The 17,587-nt window shown below is 68.0% G+C and carries 18 protein-coding genes and 1 riboswitch; of the genes, 8 read left to right on the top strand and 10 right to left on the bottom strand.

What is annotated here, in order from left to right:
• Position 1 precedes the first annotated feature (1 nt).
• Positions 2–235: riboswitch (cyclic di-AMP (ydaO/yuaA leader) on the bottom strand.
• A gap of 247 nt (positions 236–482) precedes the next feature.
• Both RDCOP1_RS14520 and RDCOP1_RS14515 read right to left on the bottom strand, forming a co-directional pair.
• Entirely contained in the window at positions 483–875 is a 393-nt protein-coding gene (locus RDCOP1_RS14520; protein WP_072701751.1) for a YccF domain-containing protein, read from the bottom strand.
• Complete coding sequence (locus tag RDCOP1_RS14515; protein ID WP_072701749.1) at positions 872–1,114, bottom strand: hypothetical protein; 243 nt, start codon at positions 1,112–1,114, stop codon at positions 872–874. Before RDCOP1_RS14515 ends, RDCOP1_RS14520 begins: the two co-directional genes overlap by 4 nt.
• Positions 1,115–1,283: 169 nt before the next feature.
• On the opposite strand from RDCOP1_RS14515, the gene RDCOP1_RS14510 reads away from it, so the two are divergent.
• Complete coding sequence (locus RDCOP1_RS14510; RefSeq protein ID WP_174555820.1) at positions 1,284–1,700, top strand: cold-shock protein; 417 nt, start codon at positions 1,284–1,286, stop codon at positions 1,698–1,700.
• Between the two features lie 76 nt (positions 1,701–1,776).
• On the opposite strand, the gene RDCOP1_RS14505 is transcribed toward RDCOP1_RS14510, so the two are convergent.
• The 3 genes from RDCOP1_RS14505 to RDCOP1_RS14495 form a co-directional block, all read right to left on the bottom strand.
• The gene (locus RDCOP1_RS14505; protein ID WP_072701745.1) at positions 1,777–2,271 is read right to left on the bottom strand and encodes a DUF2771 domain-containing protein; all 495 of its coding nucleotides are present in this window, start codon (positions 2,269–2,271) and stop codon (positions 1,777–1,779) included.
• Complete coding sequence (locus RDCOP1_RS14500) at positions 2,268–3,950, bottom strand: MFS transporter (RefSeq protein WP_072701743.1); 1,683 nt, start codon at positions 3,948–3,950, stop codon at positions 2,268–2,270. Before RDCOP1_RS14500 ends, RDCOP1_RS14505 begins: the two co-directional genes overlap by 4 nt.
• Before the next feature lie 97 nt (positions 3,951–4,047).
• Positions 4,048–4,869, bottom strand: a complete 822-nt coding sequence (locus tag RDCOP1_RS14495; RefSeq protein ID WP_072701741.1) for a glutaminyl-peptide cyclotransferase — start codon at positions 4,867–4,869, stop codon at positions 4,048–4,050.
• 62 nt (positions 4,870–4,931) lie between these two features.
• Between RDCOP1_RS14495 and RDCOP1_RS14490 the strand changes: the two genes are divergently transcribed.
• The 3 genes from RDCOP1_RS14490 to RDCOP1_RS14480 are packed head-to-tail and all read left to right on the top strand — an operon-like array spanning position 4,932 to position 9,350.
• The gene (locus RDCOP1_RS14490; protein ID WP_072701739.1) at positions 4,932–5,978 is read left to right on the top strand and encodes a DUF3027 domain-containing protein; all 1,047 of its coding nucleotides are present in this window, start codon (positions 4,932–4,934) and stop codon (positions 5,976–5,978) included.
• A gap of 1 nt (position 5,979) precedes the next feature.
• On the top strand, positions 5,980–8,814 hold the full coding sequence (locus tag RDCOP1_RS14485; protein ID WP_072701737.1) for a sacsin N-terminal ATP-binding-like domain-containing protein: 2,835 nt from the start codon (positions 5,980–5,982) through the stop codon (positions 8,812–8,814).
• Positions 8,811–9,350: a phosphatase PAP2 family protein gene (locus RDCOP1_RS14480; RefSeq protein WP_072701735.1), complete on the top strand. Its 540-nt coding sequence runs from the start codon at positions 8,811–8,813 to the stop codon at positions 9,348–9,350. The genes RDCOP1_RS14485 and RDCOP1_RS14480 overlap by 4 nt, the downstream gene beginning before the upstream one ends.
• A 45-nt stretch (positions 9,351–9,395) precedes the next feature.
• Here RDCOP1_RS14480 and RDCOP1_RS14475 read toward each other — a convergent pair whose 3' ends face one another.
• Positions 9,396–9,644 (bottom strand): DUF2530 domain-containing protein, encoded by a 249-nt coding sequence (locus RDCOP1_RS14475; protein ID WP_072701733.1) that lies wholly within the window; start codon positions 9,642–9,644, stop codon positions 9,396–9,398.
• Between the two features lie 80 nt (positions 9,645–9,724).
• On the opposite strand from RDCOP1_RS14475, the gene RDCOP1_RS14470 reads away from it, so the two are divergent.
• The 4 genes from RDCOP1_RS14470 (at position 9,725) to RDCOP1_RS14455 (ending at position 13,286) form a co-directional block, all read left to right on the top strand.
• The gene (locus RDCOP1_RS14470) at positions 9,725–11,194 is read left to right on the top strand and encodes an NCS2 family permease (RefSeq protein ID WP_072702020.1); all 1,470 of its coding nucleotides are present in this window, start codon (positions 9,725–9,727) and stop codon (positions 11,192–11,194) included.
• 45 nt (positions 11,195–11,239) lie between these two features.
• Entirely contained in the window at positions 11,240–11,671 is a 432-nt protein-coding gene (locus RDCOP1_RS14465; RefSeq protein ID WP_072701731.1) for an Rv0880 family HTH-type transcriptional regulator, read from the top strand.
• A 24-nt stretch (positions 11,672–11,695) separates the two neighbouring features.
• Positions 11,696–12,163 carry a MarR family winged helix-turn-helix transcriptional regulator gene (locus RDCOP1_RS14460; protein ID WP_197713482.1) on the top strand — a complete coding sequence of 156 codons (468 nt, stop codon included), beginning with the start codon at positions 11,696–11,698 and terminating at the stop codon, positions 12,161–12,163.
• Positions 12,164–12,479: 316 nt separating this feature from the next.
• Positions 12,480–13,286: a TrmH family RNA methyltransferase gene (locus RDCOP1_RS14455; protein ID WP_072701727.1), complete on the top strand. Its 807-nt coding sequence runs from the start codon at positions 12,480–12,482 to the stop codon at positions 13,284–13,286.
• An 87-nt stretch (positions 13,287–13,373) separates the two neighbouring features.
• Here the strand turns inward: RDCOP1_RS14455 and RDCOP1_RS14450 are convergent, their stop codons facing one another.
• From RDCOP1_RS14450 to RDCOP1_RS14435, 4 genes are all read right to left on the bottom strand, one after another.
• Positions 13,374–14,075 (bottom strand): DUF6928 family protein, encoded by a 702-nt coding sequence (locus RDCOP1_RS14450; protein ID WP_072701725.1) that lies wholly within the window; start codon positions 14,073–14,075, stop codon positions 13,374–13,376.
• Between the two features lie 10 nt (positions 14,076–14,085).
• Positions 14,086–14,985 carry a septation protein SepH gene (sepH, locus tag RDCOP1_RS14445; RefSeq protein ID WP_174555817.1) on the bottom strand — a complete coding sequence of 300 codons (900 nt, stop codon included), beginning with the start codon at positions 14,983–14,985 and terminating at the stop codon, positions 14,086–14,088.
• A gap of 239 nt (positions 14,986–15,224) precedes the next feature.
• Positions 15,225–16,346, bottom strand: coding sequence for a phosphoserine transaminase (gene serC / locus RDCOP1_RS14440; protein WP_072701720.1), 1,122 nt, complete (start codon positions 16,344–16,346; stop codon positions 15,225–15,227).
• Positions 16,347–16,425: 79 nt separating this feature from the next.
• Entirely contained in the window at positions 16,426–17,553 is a 1,128-nt protein-coding gene (locus RDCOP1_RS14435; protein WP_072701718.1) for a citrate synthase 2, read from the bottom strand.
• Between the last annotated feature and the right edge of the window lie 34 nt (positions 17,554–17,587).

Below are 17,587 nucleotides of genomic sequence, written 5' to 3'. Positions count from 1 at the left end.
GATTTCCTCTCCGTACGCACCTACGAGGTCAGCTGTCGGGTTCGGGCTGAAGAGGTAGCCCGGCCGTCGCTCTCCGTCGGTGACGGATCGCATGCTCTTGAAGAGCGGTACGGCTTCACCCCTAGGACCGTCGCTCGCGCGTCGGCCCGGGCCTCCTGGAAATTGCTCGGCGAGCCGGGCGATTCCCTGGGAGACCGGTTGGGTCCCCCGTTTCCTGTCCCCGTGGATCTTTCGTCGGGACCTCCGAGTCCGCGGGACAGGAATTTGGCGCGGCGGATTCGGACCGGCCGAGCCAGGCGGTTCGACCGGTCATGACCGTAACTGTTCGATGGTCGAGTGTCACCATTTGATAACGCGCGACTGGGCGCGTCACAGAATGGGTAATGAAAAGGTCACGGGAACGAACGTGCAGGTAGCCACGGGCGGCGGGACTTAATCCTCTTTCGAGCCTTGTTCGTTACTGCACCGTTATGTGACAAAGCTCACATGTACTGGGGGCGTGCGTCCACCGAAACGATTTCCCTGCCGAGAGGCATCAGCGAGATCGGGACCATTTTCAGGTTGGCGACGGCGAGGGGAATGCCGATGATCGTGATCGCCATGGCGACTGCAGTGGTGATGTGGGCGATCGCCAGCCAGATACCCGCCACGAGGATCCAGATGACGTTTCCGATCAGTGACGCGGCACCTGCACCGGGCTTTTCGACGGTCGTTTTGCCGAACGGCCACAGCGCATAGACGCCGATCCGGAACGACGCGATCCCGAAGGGGATCGTGATGATGAGGATGCAGCAGATCACGCCGGCCACGAAGTAGCCGAGCGCGAGCCACAGGCCACCGAAGATCAGCCAGATGATGTTGAGCAGAATCCTCATGTGTTCCTTCCGTCCCGGGCGCGACGGCCCGACTTCAGGGCGAATGCGACAGCCAGGGCGAAACCGAGCGGCCACGCGAGCGTGAGCAGATACAGCAGCAGGCCCGGCGTTCCGTCCGTCAGCGCAGGGACCAGGAAGATGGCGACGACTGCGACGACACCGACGACGAAACACGCAACGGCGGCCTTGAGGAGGCCGTTGCCGGGAGCTTTGGAGGAAGCGGAGGAAGAAGTACCCACGCCTTCCACGGTAGTCCTCTGCGAACGGAACCGGGCAAATGACTCGGGGTACACTGGCAATCGTCTACGCGTCCCGCTCCATCCGAGTCGGGGCGCGTTGTGCATGTCCAGTTGTTGTGCAATCCACGCGTGCCCACGGGGCGCGGCTGTCGAGGAGCGGGTGAGCGCGGTGCCAACCGGCAAGGTGAAGTGGTACGACGTCGAAAAGGGATTCGGATTCCTGTCCCAGGACGACGGTGAGGACGTCTACGTCCGCGCCTCCGCGCTGCCCGAAGGCGTCGAGGCGCTCAAGCCCGGGCAGCGCGTCGAATTCGGTATGGCCGTCGGACGCCGCGGCCCGCAAGCGCTCAAGGTCGAACTGCTCGAGCAGCCGACACTCCGCCAGAACGCCGGCCGCCGGGAGTCGGCACCGCAACAGAAGCAGCGGCGCTCGCCCGACGAGTTGCACGGCATGGTCGAAGACATGATCAAGCTGCTCGAGGCGACGGTCCAGCCGAACCTGCAGCGCGGTCGCTACCCGGACCGCAAGGCCGGGCAGACGATCTCCGAGGTCATGCGAGCCATCGCCCGCGAGCTCGATCACTGATCTGCTGAACACGATGGCGCGTGGGTCCGGATTCCGGACCCACGCGCCATCGGTCGTTCGGGGCTTCGAGTTCCGGTCAGAAGGTCTGGATGGCCCACACGGCGTGCGCGATCGGTTCGCCCGCTTCGTCGACGACAGCCGACGGAAGCTGGATCTCGACACCGAGCAACTGCATCGACGGGTCGCTCGGGACGGTGACCGCGCGCTGCGCGCCGGACTCGAACATCACGCCGTCCAAGTACGTCTGCCCGGTCTCGGTGTCGCCGTACACCACGATGAGCCGCCACGGCGCGTCGGCGATCTCCGCGGGGACCGACAGCTGGAGCGGGTAACCCGCGGGCACGTCGAGCGTCGTGATCTCCTGCTCGACGCAATCCTCGAGGTAGAGGTTGCAGTACTGCGTCGGGTTCGCCGTCACCGAGGTCCCGGCTGCGTACGCAGTGACCTGGGGCGGCGTGGGCTCGGCCGAGTCGACGAGCTTCCACACCACCGCGGTGAAGACCGCCGCGACGACCACGAGGGCCCCCGCGATCAGTGCGATCGTCTTCTTCGTCCGAGCTTGCAGGTTCATCGATTCCCATTTCCGGTTGCGTGTCCACCGGGACGAACGGTCCGTCCGGTGCCTGTCTCGGTGGAGACATGTTCTGGTCTGCGTCCGCCGAATCCCGGCAGGAGCGTCCCCCCACGGTATGTGAGCAGTGTCTGCACGAAACCGGCGATCAGGATCACCGTGACCACGGAGAAACCCAGCCACAATTCGGTGGGGAGCAGTACGCCGAGCGCGCCGCCGAAGACCCAGCTGAGCTGAAGCACGGTTTCGGAACGGCCGAATCCGGATGCGATCGACTCTTCGGGCAGGTCCTGTTGCAGCGACGCGTCCAGCGACACTTTTGCCAGCGCGCTCGCGCAAGCGGCGACCAACGCCGCAAGCGCCGCTGCGAGCACATGATCGGTCGCGGCGACGATTGCGGCCACGACCACCACGGCAGCGGCGCAACGCACGACGATGAGCGCGGGCCGCCCCAGCATCAACCGCGCGCCTGTCGCATTGCCGGCGAAGTTGCCGATCGCGGCCGCGGCGCCGACCAGACCGAGGGTCGCCGCTTGCATGATCGGATCGTGGTCGGTGTGCGCTTTCGCGACGAACGCCATGAACAACGTGAGGAAACCGGTGAGAACCCGGATCGTGCCGTTGCCCCAGAGTCCGGTCACCACCGTCCTGCCCAGGGGCTGCTTGCGTTTGCCGTTGCCGGAGTAAATGACTTCGGTTCTCGTGTCGAGCACCTCGGTGGGTGCCTCCGAACCCCGGTACGACAGCGTCGCAGGCACTTCGCCTTCGGTGACCTCCACCCACGCGGGAATCCGCATGCTGAGATAGGCGCCGAAAGCGGCGATGGCGGCGCAGAGCCACAACGCACCGGACGAACCGAACGCCCATGCAGCGGCCGCAGCGACCGCGCCCGCACCGATGGTGCCGCCCACCAGGCCGAAGACGGTCAGGCGGGAATTGACCCGCACGAGGTCGATTTCCGGTGGCAGCACCCGGGGCGTCACGGCGGATTTGAGCACGGCGAACGATTTGCTCAGCACCATCATCGCCAGCGCCGCGGGATACAGCGCCCAGCTGTCGAAGTTGAACACGAGGGTTACCGCGAGCACCGCACGCAGCGCGAACGACGTCGCCAGCGCGAGTCGACGCCCGTGCTGCAGCCTGTCGAGCAACGGCCCGATCAGCGGGGCGATGATCGCGAAGGGCGCGATGGTGATGAGCAGATAAAGGGCGACTTTCGTCTTGTCCTCGCCGGTCGCCGCCGAGAAGAACAGGGTGTTCGCGAGCGCAACCGCAATGGCCGCGTCGGAGGCGAAATTCGCCATCGTCGCGTAAGTCAGGGCGGTCAGACCCGACTTGTCTGCTCCGTCCGCCGTCGCGGCCCGCCTGAAGGTCGCGATGCCCTTGTGGGTCAGTTCCCGGCTGCGCAGCGCGGCGACCCGGGTGACGGTGAGCTTGCGGGGGATCCGCGGAGCCCGCGGTGACGCGTCGGACGAAGGCCGATCGGTACTCCGGGCGTCCGCCGCCCTCGCTCCGGCCGGTGGCCGGGCGGCGTCGTCGACGGGGTGAAGCGGAGGAAGCGGCGTGCGTCGTCCCGAGACACGCCGAGGCGGCGGATAGTTGCTGTACCCCGGATGCCGGGATCCCGGGGCACGGCCGCCCGCCCTGTCGGGGGTAGGTTGCTCGTCCGGCTCGGTCACGTCACCGATTCTTCACCACGAGACCCCTTGCGTGCAGGCGGGCATGGGGTCCGGTCGTCCACCGGTGGCGGCGCGCTCCCCGCCTCTGCGTATGCGATCACGCTACGAACCGCACTTCGAACAGTGACGGCCAGTACTTGCCTGTCACCAGAAAGCGGTCCGTGCCCGGAATCTGTGCGATCCCGTTGAGGACGTCGATGTCACCGGAGACCCCGTCCGGTAACTCGTCGCGCAAGGCAGACGCGTCGATCTGCGCCTCCACCCGCCCGGTCGCGGGATCGATGCGGAGGATCTCATCGGTCTTCCACACGTTCGCGTAGACCGTTCCGTCGTCGGCACATTCGAGTTCGTTGAGCTGCGGCACCGCGCGCCCGTCGCGATGCACGGTGACGCGGTCGCGTTCGGCGAAGGTGACCGGGTCACGGAAGGTCAGCTCCGCGGATCCGTCGCTCATCACCAGATCCTCCGAGCGGGCGCACAGTCCCCAGCCCTCTCCGTCGATGCCGACCCGGCGGCGTTCGGCGAGCGTGTCCCGGTCGCGGGCGAGCGCGACGCCGTCCTGCCATGTCAGCTGCCAGACGGTATCGCCGGTGACGGTGATGCCCTCACCGAACAGATCGTCGTCGAGATCGACGCGGGCGCGGTCGGACTGCGCGATCATCGCCGGCACATCCGAGGTGTCGATCGGGCGGGCCGAAAGCCATGACCGCCCTTCGAGGCCGGTCCCTTCCAGCAGTTCGTTCCCGTCCACTTCGAGTCCCTGGGTGAACGCGCCGGGGTCGTGCGGATGGGTTGCGACGACCTCCACCCGGAGCTGTTCTGCCGGTGGGCCCGGTTCCGCGATCTGCCGGTCCGCACATCCCACCGTTGCTGTGCACGCCGTCAGGGCGAGCGTGGCGAAGAGGAAAAGGCGGCGCACGCGCTCATCATGGCATCAGGTTCCCGCTACCCGGGGGCGCGTCGCCGGGCTGGTGCGGCAGAATGGGCTGCGTGAGTGCTGCGCCTTCTGCCACTGCCCCCGGTACGGACCCTGCGGTCGACCCTGCGGTGCGATCTCTGCTCGCAGGTGCCGTCGACGTCGCCCGGTCCGCGCTCGTCGAACTCGGGGAAGGCGGAATCGGTGCCTATCTCGGCGTGACCTTCGAGAACGAGAACGCGGCAACACACCGTTTCACGGCGGAACTTCCCGGCTACCGCGGATGGCAATGGGCCGTCGTGGTCGCCGCGGTCCCGGGAGCGGACCACGTGACGCTCAGCGAACTCGTCCTGCTGCCCGGTCCCGATTCGCTGGTCGCGCCCGCATGGGTGCCGTGGAACGAGCGGATCCGGCCGGGCGATCTCGGACCGGGTGACCTGCTCGCGCCGCTTCCGGGCGACCCCAGGCTCGTGCCCGGCTATGTGCAGTCCGGCGACCCGGAGGTCGACGAGACGGCCCTCGAAATCGGGCTGGGCCGCAAACAGGTGATGAGCTTCGAAGGCCGCCTCGAAGATGCCCAGCGGTGGTACGAGAGCGATTACGGACCGAATTCGGAGATGGCAAAGGCGGCCCCCTCCACGTGCGGCCTGTGCGGTTTCTACCTCCCGCTCGGCGGATCGCTGCGTGCGGCGTTCGGAGTGTGCGGAAACGAATTCGCCGCAGACGGGCACGTCGTGCACGCCGAATACGGATGTGGCGCGCATTCGGATACGACCCTTCCCACCGGTGCCGGCTCGCCGCAGTACTCGGCGTACGACGACGCTGCCGTCGAGATCGTGGAGATTCCGCGCCCCCGTACCGAGACCGCGGAGAAGGACGACACCGCGGCGCAAGACGAAACTGCTGTTACCGAGGACACCGCGGCAGTAGACGACACCGCGATGACCGCGTCGAAGACCACGGCGCCGGAAGCGACCTCATCGGAAAACACCGCGCCGCAAGACACCACGCCGGAAGAGACTGCGCCCGAAGACGCTGCCGCGACGGCGGTGGAGACCGCGGTGCAGGATGACACCGCCGAGAAAAACGACGCGACCGGGCAGACCGACTGACGTGCCGCGCCCCGACTCCGCGGACCCGTTCGGCACCGCGGCGCTCCGCGACGGCATCGTCGCGGCGTGGCGGTCGTCTCCCACCCGGCTGCGTGAAGACGCCGCCACCGAAGCCGACTACGTCCGCGCGGGTTATCGCGACCGCGTTCTCACCGAACTCGCCCAGAACGCCGCCGATGCGGCAACTCGGGCCGGCATCGCCGGTGAGATGCACATTTGGTGCGACGGCGACACACTTCACGTGGCCAACGTCGGAGAACCCCTGGACGAAGCCGGGGTGCATGCCCTGACGGCGCTGCGCGCGTCCAGCAAGAAGCAGGGGGTCGGGCAGTTCGGGGTGGGCTTCACCGCCGTTCTCTCGGTCGCCGACGAGATCGAGGTGCGCTCGCGCACCGGATCCATCCGGTTCTCGGAATCCCGTACACGCGACCTCCTCGGCGAGCACGGTCTGCCGGTACCCACCGCCGGAATCCCCGCCCTGCGACTGGCATGGCCGATCGCCGACGCACCGCGCGCGGGCACCGACACAGAAGTCGTACTGCACCTGCGGCCGGGCATCGACGCCCGGGAACTGCTCGAACGCTTCCGCGACGAGGCGGTCGACGTCCTGCTCGAGCTTCCGGCGCTGCGCACAGTGGTCGTGGACGGGCACGACACGACGCGGTCGGAGACGCGCCTTTCGTCCGGGCTGTACGACGTGAGCATCGGTGAACTGCGCTGGTGGGAGTACCGCGGCACCTCGGCCCGCTGGCTAGTGCCGGTCGTGCGCGACCGGGTGCGGCCCGTCTCCCGAGACGTGCTGCGCGCGCCCACCCGGTCCGACGAGGAACTGTCGCTGCCGGCACTCGTGGTGGCCGACGTGGCGATGCAACCGGATCGGCGCCGGATGCTGCCGGGAGCGCACCTCGAGACGGCGGCCGAAGGTTATGCCTCGTTCGTCGCCGCGTTGCCCGCCGACCAGCGGCTCGACCTCGTGCCCACACCGGGGTTCGCGCGCAGCGACGCCGACGACCGGCTCCGCACGGCGATTCTCGACGAGCTCCGCAGCGCGCCGTGGTTGCCGGCCGCCGACGGCGGCGCCGACCTGCTGCCCTCACGAGCGGTCGCGTTCCCCGGGCTCACCGACGAACTGGCGGACGTGCTCGCCGACATCGTTCCCGGGTTGATCGTGCCCGCACTCTGCGCACCGCGCTACGCCCCGGCCCTGGCCGCAGTGGACGTGCATCGCATCGGGCCCGCGCGACTGACCGAGCTGCTTTCCGGCCACGACCGTGAGCCACGCTGGTGGAACAGGTTGTACGAGGCGCTGATGCCGCTCGTCGTCGACGGGGTCGTCGCGGAAGAACTCGCCTCCCTCCCGGTCCCGCTCTCGGACGGGCGCACGGTGACCGGGCCGCGTACGACCGTGCTGGCTTCCGACCTGCCCGAGATCCGCGACCTCGCGTTGCCCTGGGTTCGTCTCGTGCACCCTGAGGCGGCCCATCCGCTGCTCGTCCGGCTGGGCGCGGACACCGTGAGCGCCGCCGATCTCCTGTCCGATCCCGCACTGGTCGCGGCGGTCGAGGACGTCGACATCGACGATCCGACCGACGACACGGCAGCAAGGCTCGCCGACGTCGTCCTGCGACTGGTCACGCACGTGCCCGCGGGCACCGTTCCCCGGGAACTGGGCGCGCTCCCGTTGCCCGACACGCACGGTGAACTCACCCCTGCGGACGAACTGCTCCTGCCTGACGCCCCGCTCGCGGGCGTCCTCGTCGAGGACGCTCCGTTCGGCATCGTCGAGCCGGATCTCGTCGCCGAGTACGGCGCCGACGCTCTTCGTGCGATCGGGGTGGGCTGGGGATTCACCGTTCTGCGCGCGGAACTGCCCACCGGCCCGGACCACAACCTCCCCGACGAGGATCTGTGGTGGGAGACCGTCGACGCCGATCCCGACACGCTCGTAGCGGTCCGCGACCTCGATCTCGTCGACGAGGACCGGTGGGCGCAGGCCCTCGCACTGCTTGCCTCCGACCCGGCGACCGCCGAGGCGCTCGCCGATCGTGCCGGATACACCGCGTGGTGGCTGCGCAACGAGGCGACACTCGAAGGGCAACGCCTGGGCCACTACAGGTGGGCCGACGACACCACCTTCGAAGGGTTGCTCGACCCGTGTACCCATCCTGACGCCGGGGCGTTCCGCAGTTGTCTCGCCGCTGACGCCCTCGAGGACGTCGATCTCGCCCAGACGCTCCTCGACAGGCTTGCCGACCCGGAACGTCGCCCGACCCCGGCGGTGATCGTCGCCGCGCACACCACCCTCGCGCAAGCGTTCGCTGCCGGCACGATCGAGGCCGACGCCGTGACGCTGCCCGACGGCGTCCGGACCGTGTCCGGTGCCGTGGTCGACGCCGCAGATGCGCTGATCCCCGACCGGCCGTGGTGGGTGGGAGTGATTCCTACGGACCGGCTCGTCACAGGCGCGGCAGGGACGGCGACGGCCCTTGCCGATCTTCTCGACCTCCCCGTCGCCTCCGCTGTCCTCTCCGCGGCGACGGCCCGGCCGGGCAGGGCGACGACATGGGATCGTGAGGCCGCCGCCGTCGCGGCCACGGTGGTCACAGGTGCGCCTCTGCCGAAGGGTGCGCTCGTGCTGCACGACAGGCTCACCCTCCGCTGCTCGGGTGCCCTGACCGGTGAGCACGACGTCTCCTGGTGGGTCGACGGGTCGGGTGCGACCCACAGCACCGTCCAGGGGCTTGCGTCCGCTGCCGCGGCGGTAAGCACTGCGCACGCTGCCGCGGCGGTAAGCACTGCGCACGCTGCCGCGGCGGGGGGTGGCACACGCTCGTGAGCCTCGACGGCGATGTGCTCGAGTGGGTGGTACCCCTTCGTGAGCCGTGGCTGACGACGCTGATGACCGGCATCACCCACACCGGTGGTGTCGCCGCCACGATCGTGCTCGCCCTGATCGCTGCGGTACTGCTCGCGCGGGCGGGCCGGCGGAGCGACGCAACCCCGGTGGGTGCCGCCGTGCTGACCGGCTGGCCGGTGATGTCCTTGACGAAGCACCTGTTCGGACGTGCCCGCCCGCCCGAACCGGAGCGGCTGATCGTGATCCAGACCGAATCGTTCCCGTCGGGCCACGCGATGATGAGCGCCATCCTCGCGACCGCGCTGGCCGTCGTCGTGGTGCGGACCTGGCCACGCGGAGATCGCCGGCGGATCGCCGCACTCGTCGTGCTCGTCTGCTACACGCTGCTGGTGGGTCTGACCCGCCTCTATCTCGCCGCGCACTGGGCGACGGACGTGCTCGCGGGCTGGGTCTTCGGTGTTCTGTGGGCAATGCTGTGGGTGTGGTTTCTCACTCGGGTGCGCCTCGCCCGGTGACCACCCCGGGGGCATTCCGAGGCAGCGGCGGTGCTGCCGCGAGTGTTACTCCAAGCCCACCTGGGCACCTCGATGCCCGCGCCGCGACGCGCGTCGCTGCGCAAAGAAAAGCGCAGAACCCAACAGCCCCACCAAGATTCCGGCAATGCACACGGGCAGCGCGCCGTTCCAGTCGTCGCCGACGAGCAGGACGACGATTGTCGCTACCAACCACGATGCGGTTCCGATGGCGAGTACGGGGCGCGGGTCGGCGAGACGACGGGTCCGCGCTGCGACGATCTGGGATGGGTCCACAATTTGCAGATTAGTTCGTTTCGGCTGCAATAATCTTCTCCCGTTGCGACGCACCGTACTCGACGAGCGGATTTATGGACATGTCAGTGGGCACAGAACCCAAGCGATCATCCTTCCTGGACACGTATTTCAAGATCTCCGAACGGGGCTCGACACTGTCCCGCGAGGTTCGTGGTGGCATCGTCACCTTCTTCGCGATGTCGTACATCGTGGTCCTCAACCCGCTGATCCTCGGCAGCTTCTCCGCTGACGACGCGACCGCCAAGGTCGACGTCCTCGGCAACATTCTCCCGATCAACCAGGTTGCGGCAGTCACCGCGCTGGTCGCGGGTCTGATGAGCATCGTCTTCGGTGTGGTCGCGAACTATCCGTTCGCCATCGCCGCCGGTCTGGGCATCAACAGCCTGCTCGCCGTGAGCATCGCGCCGCAGGTCACGTGGCCGGAAGCGATGGGCTTGGTCGTCATCGACGGCATCATCATCGTGGTCCTGGCCCTCACGGGCTTCCGCACCGCCGTGTTCAACGCGATCCCGTCGGCGCTCAAGGCCGCCATCGCCGCCGGTATCGGTGCATTCATCGCGCTGATCGGCCTCGTCGACGCAGGATTCGTGCGCCGCATCCCTGACGCAGCCGGCACGACCGTCCCGGTGGGACTCGGTATCGACGGTTCGATCGCCTCCTGGCCCACCTTCGTCTTCGTCATGGGTGTGCTCATCATGGGTGTCCTGGTCGCGCGGAAGGTGCGCGGCGGTCTGCTGATCGGCATCGTCGTCACGACGATCATCGCGATGATCGTCGAAGCGGTCGCCGACGTCGGCCCGTCCCTCGGAACGAACCCCAAGGGCTGGAATCTGAGCACGCCGGAGGCTCCCGGGTCGTTCCTGGGCATTCCGGATCTGAGCCTGGTCGGCCAGTTCGACCTCTTCGGAGCGTTCACCCGCATCGGCGTCATCGCCGCGACGCTGTTGGTCTTCACCCTCGTGCTGGCCAACTTCTTCGACGCCATGGGCACCATGACCGGGCTCGGCAAGGAAGCCGATCTCACCGACAAGGACGGGAACCTGCCCAACGTCGGGAAGGCCCTGGTCGTCGAGGGTGCCGGCGCGATCGTCGGTGGTGGCGCGTCGGCGTCGTCGAACACCGTGTTCGTCGAATCCGCGTCGGGCATCGCCGAAGGTGCTCGGACGGGCCTCGCGAACGTCGTGACCGGTGTGCTGTTCCTGCTGGCCATGTTCCTGACGCCGCTCTACGAGGTCGTGCCGATCGAGGCGGCCGCACCCGCCCTGGTCGTCGTCGGCGCACTCATGATCGGTCAGGTCCGCGACATCGACTTCTCCGATTTCGCCGTGGCACTTCCCGCCTTCCTGACGATCATGGTGATGCCCTTCACCTACTCGATCGCCAACGGCATCGGGGTCGGATTCATCACCTGGGTGATCCTGCATGCGGCCGGAGGCCGGATCCGCACCATCCACCCGATCCTCTGGGTCGTCGCGGTGCTGTTCGCCGTGTATTTCGCGATCGATCCGATCACCGAAATTCTCACCTAGTCGCGGAGGGCCGCGTCCGGGCATCTGTGACGTATTGTGCACGCCATGATCTCGGATACACGCGCACTCGCAGGCGACCTCGCAATCGCCGTTGTGCGTCTGACGCGTCATTTGCGGGGGAGACGCACAGATTCCCGGGTCACCTTGACTCAGCTGTCGGCACTGGCGACGCTGGGCTCGGAGGGGGCAATGACACCGGGGGCACTGGCAGCCCGTGAGCGCGTACAGCCGCCGTCGATGACACGGGTCATCGCGTCGCTTCACGATCTGGGCTTCGTCGGCCGAACGCCACACCCGACCGACGGACGCCAGATCATCGTGACGCTGTCCGAGTCCGGGAAAGAGATGCTCGCCGACGAGGCGCAGGCCCGCGAAGCGTGGCTCACCGAACGTCTCGAGAATCTCGATCCCGACAGCCTCGCCACGCTCCGCAGCGCCGTCGAGATCCTCTCGGCGCTGGTGAACGACGAGAACTGAACGCGAGGAATTCGGGGTGATGACGTGACGGACGAGATCGGCGACCCGCCGTCGACACCGCCCGAACTGCTCGACATGCCCGGCTACCTGGCGCGTCGGCTCTACCAGGCGTACGTGGCGTACTGGGGCAAGAATGTGGACCCGGTGCTGACCGGGCCGCAATTCTCCGTCATGACCGCGGTACGGATGTTTCCCGGTTCCGATCAGGGCAGCATGGCGGTGGCGGTGGCGCTCGACAACTCGACGATGGCCGACCTCGCACGGCGGCTCGAAACGCGTGGTTTTCTGACCCGGGTTCCGGATTCGGCCGACGGACGCAGAAAGCTCCTGTACCTCTCGCCGGAGGGCGAGGCGGTGCTCGACAAAGCGACGGCGCGGGTCGCGGCACTGAGTGGGCCGTTGCTGTCGCCGCTGCCGGAGGACGAGCGGGTGGCGTTCACCCGGACGCTTCAGCGCCTGGCGGACCACTGGGAGAAGCTCGCGAGCGACTGACGCCCGGCGGCAGCCGGCGCGATCGGCGGGGAATCGCCGAGTGCCGGTGGTGGCTCGGTTATCGGCCTAGCATCGAGGTGTGGTTCTCTTCTACGAGATCTTGCTCGTGCTGACGTCCGTCGCGATCGTCTGGTTCTCCCTCTACGTGCTGTACCGCCTGGTAACCGACGATTCCACCGATCACCGCTGACACGACGCTCCGTCGAAGCCCGCGCCCGGTCAGGGTGGGCGGGCTATCGTCCCGGCCTGCTTCGGCGTCCCTCGATGCGCCCGGACCCGGCGCGTCGGCGCCGCGGCATACTGGGACAATGAGCGTGTGGTTCACGTTATCGACATCGACGACCCGGCCGACCCGAGGCTGGACGACTTCCGCGACCTCAACTCGTCGGATCGCCGCCCCGACCTTCCAGGCGGCAAAGGACTGGTGATCGCGGAGGGCGTCCTGGTCGTGCAGCGGATGCTCGATTCGCGGTTCGCGCCGACGAGCCTGCTGGGTGTCGACCGGCGCCTCGGCGAACTGGCCGACGATCTGCGCGACGTGGACATCCCGTTCTACCGAGCCGATGCCGACGTAATGGCCGAGGTCGTCGGGTTCCATCTCAATCGCGGTGTACTCGCGGTCGCGAACCGTCCCGAGCCGCTCGAACTCGGGGAGGTCCTCGAGAAGGCCACGACCGTGGCGGTGCTCGAGGGCGTCAACGATCACGAGAACATCGGGTCGATGTTCCGGAATGCGGCCGGTCTCGGAGTCGACGGGGTGCTTTTCGGCAAGGGGTGCGCCGACCCGCTCTACCGGCGCTCGGTGCGTGTGTCGATGGGGCATGTCCTGCGGGTGCCGTTCGCCGCCGTCGACAGGTGGCCGCACGATCTGGATGTGTTGCGGAGCAAAGGATTCCAGCTGATCTCGCTCACTCCCGACCCTCGGGCCGTGCCGCTCGCCGAGGCGATGACCGGCGAGAAGGTGGCGCTTCTTCTCGGTGCCGAAGGTCCAGGTCTGACCGAACACGCGATGCGCGCGACCGATGTGCGCGCGCGGATTCCGATGGCCCCGGGCACCGACTCGCTCAATGTCGCCACGGCCGCCGCGATGGCGTTCTACGAGCGGGTCCGGCTTCCGCGCTGACCGGGTTCGACCCCGACCACCGGCTTGACCCTGCTACCGGTTCGACCCGGCTACAGGCCTGAACCCGGTTACAGAGCCGACACCGGCTTACAGCGCGGCGCCGCGTCGCCACCACGACGAGCGAGCGCGTCGGGGCGGCGTCACGGGTTCGTCCTTGTCGAGCAGGTCGAACCCCCACACCTCGATGTCCGCCGGGTCCGGCTCGCCGGCGAGGCGTCCCACATACCTGAAGCCGAGCCATGAGGCATTGGCTTGCTCGACGAGTCGGCGTGGGTGGAACGGAAGCGAATGCGGCGGGGGAGTGAAGCCCGCAGGCCAGCGGATCGGGTGCCGACCGGCCCAGAAGGGGTGTTCCCACGCGAACGGGACGCCCTCGTCCTCGAAGAACTCCACGGTGTCCGCCCCGAATGCGCGTCGCAGGATGCCTCGCTCCCACGCGGCGAACGCACCCCACGCCCCCGGAGGATCGGAGACCGTCAGAAAAGTGTGTTCGGCCGCGAGTGTCTGTCGCCATCGCAACGGCAGCGCGGAGGGGGTGCGAAGGTGTAGTTCGCCGCTGCACACCACGGTGACGCCGGGGTAGCTTCCGACGAAGACCTGTTCTCGCTCGGGATCGCCGCCGTGCACCGCCTGCGTGAGCGGCACCCGGTCGAGTGCGACGGGGCGGCGTCCGGGAAACAGTCGCCCGAGAAGTGCCCGGGCCGCTGCGGGGTCCGGCCGCGAATCCCGCAGGACGGCCGCCGGATCCGGAGCGTCGACGTGCCACAGCGCCGAAACGATCGACGCCATCGGCGGTCTCTCAGATGCGTCCGTTGCTGCGCACGCCGAGCAGTACGTCGTCCCAGGAGGGAAGTGCGGGCTTGCCGCGCTTGTCTCTGCCGGGCGCATGCGGGGCGTGCGACGCGACCGTCTCCTCGTGCTGATCGGGATCGTCGGCCGCGACGCTGTCGGGTGCGTGAGCTTCGAGAACCGCGGGCTCCGAAGCGGTTTCGGACGCGGCAGGCTGGTCGAGGGGGATCGGGCTCGTAACGGCTGCCCGGCGCTCGGCGACCTCCGTCTCGGTCCAATCGTCGACGTCGCGTGCGGAGTAGACCGGCGTCAGGTAGCGCAGGGGACGACCGCAGTCCGGATCGACGAGATCGGCGGCGATGTCGTCGAGCGCGGTGATCGTGCCGCCGTGTGCGTCGGGCTGGTAGCGCCAGTGCGCGGTATTGGTGGATCGGCCTGCCTGCCACTGCAGTTCGGCGACCCAGTGGCCGTCGTCGTCGCGCCAGGCATCCCACGTGGCCGCGTCGAGGTTGTGGCCGCGCGCACGAAACGCCTGGGTCACGATCTCGAGCAGGGTTTCGACGGTGGGTCCGTCGGGGCGGACGGGATGCCCCTTCTTCGCCATGTCGGCCGCGCGGGACCGCTCGAGCAGAACCGGGTAGGCGAACCGCTCGACCTTGGCGATCGGGATACCGGCCTCCTGGGAGACCTGCTCGACCGATGCGCCGCCGCGGATTCGCGCCTGGATCTCGCGGGGCCGGAGCTGGCTGGTGGTTTCGATCTGGATCTGCCCGAGACGGGCGAGATCTCCGCGTGACGCCGCACGCAGGGTGTCGTCCACCGGGACACGGAATTTGTCACCCGTGTTGGGATCGGCGAGCACGACAAATTTTGCATCGGGCTCGAGACCGACCACTCGAAGCTCTCGCACCTTGACCTCCTCGCGCGCCGATCGCGATTGACCCGCCCGACTGTAATCGAGTCGTCACATTTCCGGGCGAGGACACGCCGCGCCACGCCGGGGCGATGTCACACGGATTCCCCCGGGACGCGTTATGGTCCTAGGTTCACCGAAATGTCTCGATGTCAGGTTGAGGGTTGGGGTACGGGAGAGGGGCCGAGCCCGTCTGAGGACCCGGCCCCTCGCGACCGTCGCTGACTACCCGGAGATCAGAGCTGCGAAACCACCCAATCCACGCATTTCGTCAACTGCGTGACGTCCTCGGGATCGATCGCCGGGAACATGCCGACGCGCAGCTGGTTGCGGCCCAGCTTCCGGTACGGCTCGGTGTCGACGATCCCGTTGGTGCGCAGGATCTTCGCGACCTTTGCCGCATCGACCGACTCGGCGAAGTCGATCGTTCCGACGACCTGGGAACGCAGTGCCGGATCGGCGACGAACGGCGACGCGAACTCGGACGCCTCGGCCCACTCGTACAGACGGGACGACGAGTCCTTCGTCCGGGACACGGCCCAGTCGAGGCCACCGTTGCCGTTGAGCCACTCGATCTGGTTCGCGAACAGCAGCAGCGTCGCCAGTGCCGGTGTGTTGTACGTCTGGTCCTTGCTGCTGTTGTCCACCGCGATGGGCAGGGACAGGAAGTCCGGCGTGTAGCGGCCCGACTGCTTGATCTCCTCGACCCGCTCGAGTGCGGCCGGGCTCATCAGCGCGATCCACAGACCACCGTCGGCGGCGAAGCACTTCTGCGGTGCGAAGTAGTACACGTCGGCGTCGGCGATGTTCACCGGCAGTCCGCCGGCACCCGAGGTGGCGTCGATCGCGATGAGCGCGTTCGACGATCCGGCCGGACGCTGCACGGGCACGGCAACACCCGTCGACGTCTCGTTGTGCGCCCAGCCGATCAGGTCGGCGGAAGCGTCGGCGACGATCTCGGGAGCCGAACCGGGCTCGGACCCCATGACGATCGGATCGCCGATGAACGGGTTCTTCTTCGCGACGGACGCGAACTTCGACGAGAACTCGCCGTAGGTGAAGTGCTGCGACCGCTCGCGGATCAGACCGAAGGCGGCGGCATCCCAGAATGCGGTGGTGCCACCGTTGCCGAGCACGACCTCGTACCCGTCGGGCAGGGCGAACAGATCGCGCAGACCGGAGCGCACCCGGGCCACGACGTCCTTGACCGGCTTCTGCCGGTGGCTGGTGCCGAAGACCGAAGCACCGACGTCGACGAGCGACTGGAGCTGCTCGGGGCGGACCTTCGACGGGCCGCAGCCGAAGCGGCCGTCTGCGGGCTTGAGGTCGGCGGGAATGATCGGTGAAGCGTCTGCCATCGGAATGCGTGTCCTAAGCGTCGAGTGACATGTTGCAGATGTATTCTAGACCGCTTGCCTGGACGTCCTGCCGGGTGCGTCAGCGATGGGAGATCGAATCCCAGCCGGTGACGGTCTCGAGCGAACGAGGATCCGGGCCGGTGTAGATCGCGGCGGGACGCACCAGCCTGCCGAGGCGCTTCTGCTCGAGGATGTGCGCGCACCATCCCGCGGTGCGTCCGCACGTGAACATCGCCGGCATCATCGCGGGGGGAACATCGGCGAAATCGAGGATCACGGCGGCCCAGAACTCGACGTTGGTCTCGATGGCGCGGTCGGGACGGCGCTCGCGCAGTTCGGTCAGCGCGGCCTGCTCGAGTGCCGCAGCGGCCTCGAAGCGGGGAGCGCCGAGCCGCTCGGCGGTATTGCGCAGCACACGGGCACGGGGGTCCTCCGCGCGATACACGCGGTGTCCGAAGCCCATGAGCTTTTCTTTGCGGTCCAGGATTCCCTTGACCACGGCGCGCGGATCGCCGCTGCGCTCGGTCTCCTCGATCATCGGCAGCACGCGTGCCGGGGCGCCGCCGTGCAGCGGGCCGGACATCGCACCCACGGCGCCGGACAGCGCCGCGGGAGCGTCGGCGCCGGTCGAGGCGATCACGCGAGCAGTGAAGGTCGAGGCGTTCATGCCGTGCTCGGCAGCCGACACCCAGTAGGCGTCGATGGCTTCGACGTGCTTCGGGTCGGGCTCGCCCTTCCAGCGGACCATGAACCGCTCGGTGACGGTCTTCGCCTTGTCGACCCGCTCCTGGGGCACGGCGGGCTGGTAGATGCCGCGTGCGGATTGGGCGACGTACGACAGTGCCATCACCGCGGAACGCGCGAGGTTGTCGCGGGCGGTCTCGTCGTCGATGTCGAGCAACGGCTCGAAGCCCCAGATGGGTGCGAGCATCGCGAGACCGGCCTGAACGTCCACCCGAACGTTGCCGGTATGGATCGGCAGGGGGAAGGGCTCGGCCGGATGCAGACCACGGCCGAATTCGCCGTCGACGAGCAGTGCCCACACATCACCGAAGGTCACGCCGCGTTCGACGAGTTCTTCGATGTCGACACCGCGGTAACGCAGGGCGCCACCGTCTTTGTCGGGCTCTGCGATATCACTGGTGAAGGCGACGACGCCTTCGAGACCTGCGACGAAATCCTCGGGTACAGACGCGCGCGGTGCCATGCGGATGGGCTCTCCTCTGTCGTGTGCCGCCCGG

This window comes from Rhodococcus coprophilus NBRC 100603, assembly GCF_001895045.1.
Classification (GTDB): Bacteria; Actinomycetota; Actinomycetes; order Mycobacteriales; family Mycobacteriaceae; genus Rhodococcus; species Rhodococcus coprophilus.
This window is presented reverse-complemented; position numbering and strand designations above follow the sequence as displayed.